The sequence below is a fragment of the Umezawaea tangerina genome, from assembly GCF_003002815.1.
GTDB classification, from domain to species: Bacteria; Actinomycetota; Actinomycetes; order Mycobacteriales; family Pseudonocardiaceae; genus Umezawaea; species Umezawaea tangerina.
Window position 1 is genome coordinate 60769 of sequence record NZ_PVTF01000015.1, and the last position, 5011, is coordinate 65779.

At 73.3% G+C, this 5011-nt stretch carries 7 protein-coding genes; 4 read left to right on the forward strand and 3 right to left on the reverse strand.

Translation table 11 applies throughout. The features are described 5' to 3' along the window. Nucleotides 1–166: 166 nt before the first annotated feature. A complete protein-coding gene (locus CLV43_RS38945; protein WP_106194191.1) occupies nucleotides 167–1291 on the reverse strand; it encodes a nucleotide disphospho-sugar-binding domain-containing protein in 1125 nt (374 codons plus the stop codon). Nucleotides 1292–1303: 12 nt separating this feature from the next. Then, nucleotides 1304–1753, reverse strand: coding sequence for a GNAT family N-acetyltransferase (locus CLV43_RS38950; RefSeq protein ID WP_106194194.1), 450 nt, complete (start codon nucleotides 1751–1753; stop codon nucleotides 1304–1306). 186 nt (nucleotides 1754–1939) lie between these two features. On the opposite strand from CLV43_RS38950, the gene CLV43_RS38955 reads away from it, so the two are divergent. Beyond that, nucleotides 1940–2458, forward strand: coding sequence for a hypothetical protein (locus CLV43_RS38955; protein ID WP_106194196.1), 519 nt, complete (start codon nucleotides 1940–1942; stop codon nucleotides 2456–2458). A 1-nt stretch (nucleotide 2459) separates the two neighbouring features. On the opposite strand, the gene CLV43_RS38960 is transcribed toward CLV43_RS38955, so the two are convergent. Then, on the reverse strand, nucleotides 2460–3278 hold the full coding sequence (locus CLV43_RS38960; protein WP_106194199.1) for an SDR family NAD(P)-dependent oxidoreductase: 819 nt from the start codon (nucleotides 3276–3278) through the stop codon (nucleotides 2460–2462). Nucleotides 3279–3421: 143 nt separating this feature from the next. On the opposite strand from CLV43_RS38960, the gene CLV43_RS38965 reads away from it, so the two are divergent. The 3 genes from CLV43_RS38965 to CLV43_RS38975 are packed head-to-tail and all read left to right on the forward strand — an operon-like array spanning nucleotide 3422 to nucleotide 4976. Continuing rightward, nucleotides 3422–3844, forward strand: coding sequence for a helix-turn-helix domain-containing protein (locus CLV43_RS38965; protein ID WP_106194202.1), 423 nt, complete (start codon nucleotides 3422–3424; stop codon nucleotides 3842–3844). Next, a complete protein-coding gene (locus tag CLV43_RS38970) occupies nucleotides 3841–4665 on the forward strand; it encodes an alpha/beta fold hydrolase (RefSeq protein WP_106194204.1) in 825 nt (274 codons plus the stop codon). Before CLV43_RS38965 ends, CLV43_RS38970 begins: the two co-directional genes overlap by 4 nt. Next, nucleotides 4662–4976 (forward strand): DUF4180 domain-containing protein, encoded by a 315-nt coding sequence (locus CLV43_RS38975; protein WP_106194207.1) that lies wholly within the window; start codon nucleotides 4662–4664, stop codon nucleotides 4974–4976. The genes CLV43_RS38970 and CLV43_RS38975 overlap by 4 nt, the downstream gene beginning before the upstream one ends. The last annotated feature ends 35 nt before the right edge of the window (nucleotides 4977–5011 follow it).

The window sequence follows — 5011 nt, forward strand, 5'->3', positions numbered from 1 at the left end:
CGGTGGGCTGGTGGGACGAAGCGGGTGTCGGGGTCCGCGTTACCGGCGAGTGCCGGAGCCACGAGGCCGGTCCCGTTCCCGGCCGGGCTGTCGCGGTCGTCGGACCGCGGCGGGTCGTGGTCGGGGCGCCGTTCTCCGGGACACGCGGCCATCGTGGCACGGCCCGTCAGCCGACCAGCGCCTCCACCCTCCGGATCAGCGCGGCGGGTGACGGCATGGCGGCCATCTCGGCTCGCACCTCGGCCGCCGCGACGCGCAACCGGTGGTCGCCGATCAGGTGCCGGACGACACCCGCGTCCACGTCGTCCGGGGAGCACGCGAGGCCGATGCCGCGGGTGACGACCGCGGCGGCGTTGATCGGCCGGTCGGTGGCGCCCTCGTTGGGCAGCAGCAGCTGGGGGATGCCCGCGTCGATGGCCGCGCACATCGTGCCGGAGCCGCCGTGGTGCACGACGGCGGCGCACGTGGGCAGCAGCGAGCTGAGCGGCAGCCAGTGCCCGCCGCGCACGTTCGGCGGCAGGTCGCCGAGCTTCGCCCGGTCGTGGGAGTCCACGGCGAGCACGAACTCGGCGTCGACCTTGCGCGCGAGCGCGATGATCCGTTCGACGACGCCCATCCCCTGGAGCTTCCCGACCAGCGTGCCGACGGTGACGGCGACGCGAGGCCGGTCGGTGGGCGCGACCAGCCAGTCCGGGAGCACCGCGCCGCCGTTGTAGGGCACGGGGCGCATGGGCCAGCCGTCGCGGTCCGCGGGCGCGAGGCTGGGCGGCACGATGTCGATCCACGGCGAGTCGTCCACCAGCCCCGGCACGCCGTGGCGGGCCAGCGCGGGGGCCATGTGCCGGAGCTGCCCGGCGAGCGCGCCGGGTTCGATGCCGAGGTCGTGGCGCACGCACGGCACGCCGAGCGCACCGGCGACGAGCCTGCCGAACGGCGCCATCCGCTCGTGCACCACGACGTCGGGCCGCCACGACCGGGCGTGGGCGACCGCGCTGTCGGCCAGCCACTCGCCCCAGATCCCGAACCGCGCGCCCTCCATGTACTCCGAGTCGTCGCCCGCCTCCATCCGCGCGACCAGGTCCGGGTGCCCGGCCACGAAGTCGACGAACAGGCTGCGCCCGGTGCGGTCCGGGGCGATGTCGACCACCGGCAGACCGGCCCGCGTCGCGTCCTTGCCCTCGCCGAACGTGGCCACCAGCACCTCGTGGCCCGCGGCTCTGGCGGCCCAGGCGATCGGGATCAGCGGGTACAGGTGGCCGATGTATGGCAGGGTCGCGAACAGCACGCGCACGCGGGGCTCCGTTCAGCGGGCCAGCAACGTCATCGTCACGCCCGGCGCGAGCTGTCGCGTCCCGGTCGGCAGGAACCCGCGGCTCCGGTACAGCTCCATGGCGGGCAGGTTCGCGGTGCCGGTGGAGACGACGGTCCGGTCGGACGGTTCGAGCGTATCGAGGGCGTCGAGCAGAGCGCGCGCGATCCCGGACCGGTGGTGGGCCGGGTGCACGACCAGTCGGCAGATGTCGAGCACGCCGTCGTCCAGCCGCACCCACGACACCGCGCCGGTCAGCCCCTCGGTGCCCAGGAACGACTCCCCGCACGCGCGCAGCTCGTCGGGGGTCTCGTGCAGCGGCGGGATCGCGTCGAACCCGATCAGCCGCGCCTCCACCGCGTAGGCCGCGCGTTGCAGCTCCCACAGGCCGCGCAGGGTGTCGTCGTCGGACAGGTCGAGCCGGTGGATCGGAGGTGTCGCCACGGGGCGAACCTAGTGCGGCGCGCCCGGTTCCCGCCGGGATTCTCCGCTCGGGACAAGGGAACCACCCGCCGTTCGGCCCAAGCGGCTCGACGACCTTGGTGATTGCCGCCCACCGGGGCCGCCGATACGCTCCGGGATGCCGGTGGCGGACCCGTCCCGCCACCGTCGACCTGGGGGGATCCACTCGTGAAAGCCTTTTCCCGGCTCAGCCGCGCCCTTTTCGCCCTCACCCTCGGCCTGTCGTTCACGGCGGTCGCCACGGGGACCGCGGGCGCCGACCCCGAGCTGTCCACCGCCGAGGGCGACAACGCGCCGCTGCGGGCCGCCGCCGTGTGCCCGCGGCCGGGGCAGCGGGTGAAGACGTCCACCGCGCCGAACGTCTACCTCGTCAACCCGGAGCGCAGGCTCCTCCTGCTCCCGGACGAGGCGACGTACTTCGCGCTGTGGGACAGCTGGGAGGGGATCGTCGTCGACGACCGGGTCGCCGACTGCTACTCGCACTACGACATCTTCGACGGCCCGCACCTGGTCCGGCAGAACGGCGGCGTGAACGTCTACATCTGGGACAACTCCCCCGGCTCCTACCGGCTGATCCCGTCGCTCGAGGTGTTCGAGCAGTACGGCTTCGCCTGGAGCCGGGTCAAGGCGACGCCGTACAACGAGATCCACCCCGTCTCCTACCGCGACTGGGCGAACTACCCGTAGCTCACGCGGGCGTCCCGACGTCGGAGACGTGGTCGAAGCCGAGCCCGCGGTTGAGCCTGCCGACCAGTGAGGTCGTGGTGCGCCGCGGGAGCAGCCTGGGCACCAGGGTGCCGACGCGGTTGACCACCCGACCGGGGTAGGAGACGTGCCTGCCGCGGGCGAAGTCGTCCAGCGTCCGCGCGGCGACCCGCTCCGGGGTGTCGGCGGCGCGCGGGTCGATGGTGGCGGTCGTGCCGTCGAAGAACCCGGTGGCGACGGCACCGGGGTGGGCGGCCATCACGGTGACCCCGGACCCGCGCAGCTCCGCGGCCAGCGCCTCGCTGAAGGACAGCACGAACGCCTTCGAGGCCGCGTAGGACGACTGGTAGGGCATGGGCTGGAACGCGGCCGTCGAGGCCACGTTGACGATCCCGCCGCTGCCGCGGGTGAGCATCCGGCCGCCGAGCAGGTGGGTGAGCGCGAGCAGCCCGTTCACGTTGACGTCCACCGAGAGCAGGTGCCCCGCCAGCGGCCGGTCGAAGAACGGGCCCACGCTGCCCAGGCCCGCGTTGTTGAGCAGCAGGTCGATCGCGATCCCGCGCTCGTCCAGCCCGGCCACGACGTGCGCCGGGCCGTCGGCGGCGCCGAGGTCGGCCGGGATCACGGCCACCTCGACCCCGTGCGCCTCCCGGAGCCGCACGGCCAGGTCCTCCAACGCATCGCGGGAGCGGGCGACCAGGACGAGGTTCGCTCCCCTGCGGGCCAGTTCGGTGGCGTAGGCGACGCCGAGGCCTTTCGACGCGCCGGTGACGAGCGCGGTGCTTCCCTGGAACGACTTCACGGTCGGACCGGCCTTCCCTCAGTGGATACTTCGACCCTCGAAGCACATCGCCTACCCTAAACAGCTTCGACCCTCGAAGCAACCTGGTCGCATCGTTCTTAATAAGTACCTGTTTAACGTTCATATGAGGTAGTTTGCGGAATATGTCAGGGGAGTTGTTGTCCGTCGAACAGGTCGCCGACCAGCTCGGTCTGCACGTCCGCACGGTGCGCGGGTACGTGCGCGACGGCCGGTTGAAGGCCGTCCGGATCGGCAAGCAGTACCGGATCGCCCGCGAGGACCTCGCGGCGCTGACCGGGCGGCCGTCCGCGCCACCGCGGCCGCGGCACGTGGAGGTGTCGAGCATCGTGCAGGTCGACGGCATCGACGCCACCGACGCCGGGAGGCTCAGCAACCTGCTGATGACCGCAACGGCGGGCCCCCGCGAGGGCGACGGCCCGTTGCGCGTGGAGACGGTGCACGACGCCGACCGGGCCACCATGAAGATCATCCTGCTGGGCAGCGTCGAGACCACGGCCGAACTGCTCGGGCTCATCGCCGTGATCACCGAGGAGGAAGGCCGATGACCACCGTCTACCGGTCGGAGGCGGGCGGGCGGACCGTCCGCGAGCAGTACCGCGCCCTGCTGGAGCACTGGCCGGTCGAGGCGGAGCGGCGGACCGTGCCGACCCGTGCGGGAGACACGTTCGTCGTGGTCAGCGGCCCCGTCGACGCACCACCGGTGGTCGCGCTGCACGGCTCCGGCGGCAACTCCGCCACGTGGCTGGCCGACATCGCCACCTGGGCCCCGCACCTGCGGGTGCACGCGGTGGACGTGATCGGCGAACCCGGTCTGAGCGCTCCCGCCCGGCCGCCGCTGGGGTCGCCGGAGTACGCGGAATGGCTCGACGACGTCCTGGACGGGCTCGGTCTGACGTCGGCCGCGGTGGTCGGCATGTCGCTGGGTGGGTGGCTCGCGCTCGACTACGCCTCCCGCAGGCCCGAGCGGGTCACCGGGCTGGTCCTGCTCGGTCCCAGCGGGATCGGCCGCCGCAAGGTCGGCTGGCTGCTGCGGGCGCTGCCGTTCTTCGCGCTGGGCCAGTGGGGGCGGCGGCGGATCGTCCGGATCGTCGCGGGCGCCGACGTCGGCGAGTACCGCGAGGTCGTCGCCTCGACGTTCCGGCACTTCAAGCCGAGGGTGGAGTTCCCGGTGTTCGACGACGCGGTGCTGCGCGGGCTGGAGATGCCGATGCTGGTCGTCGTGGGCGGCCGGGACGCGATGCTGGACTCGCGCGGGACCGCGCGGCGGCTGGCGGCGACCGCGCCGCACGCCGACGTGCGGGTGCTGCCCGCCGCGGGCCACTTCATCCCCGGCCAGGCCGACGCGGTGCTGGACTTCCTCCGATGACCGGCGTGCTGGTGCTCCCCGCGGACGGGCCGAGGCTGCGCACCGAACAGGACGCCCTGGACGTCATCGGCGAGGTGTGGTCGCAGGACGCGCACACCGCCGTCGTCCCGGTCGACCGGCTCGACGAGGGGTTCTGGACGCTGAGCACCCGGATCGCGGGCGGCATCATCGGCAGGTTCACCGTCTACCGGGTGCGGCTGGTGGTCGTGGGCGACATCTCCGCGCGGCTCGCGGCCAGCGAGACGCTGAGCGCGTTCGTGCGCGAGCTCAACCGCGGCCACGAGGTGTCATTCGTGACCGCGCTCGACTGAGCCGGGGGCGCGGGTCGTGCCCGCGCCCCCGGACG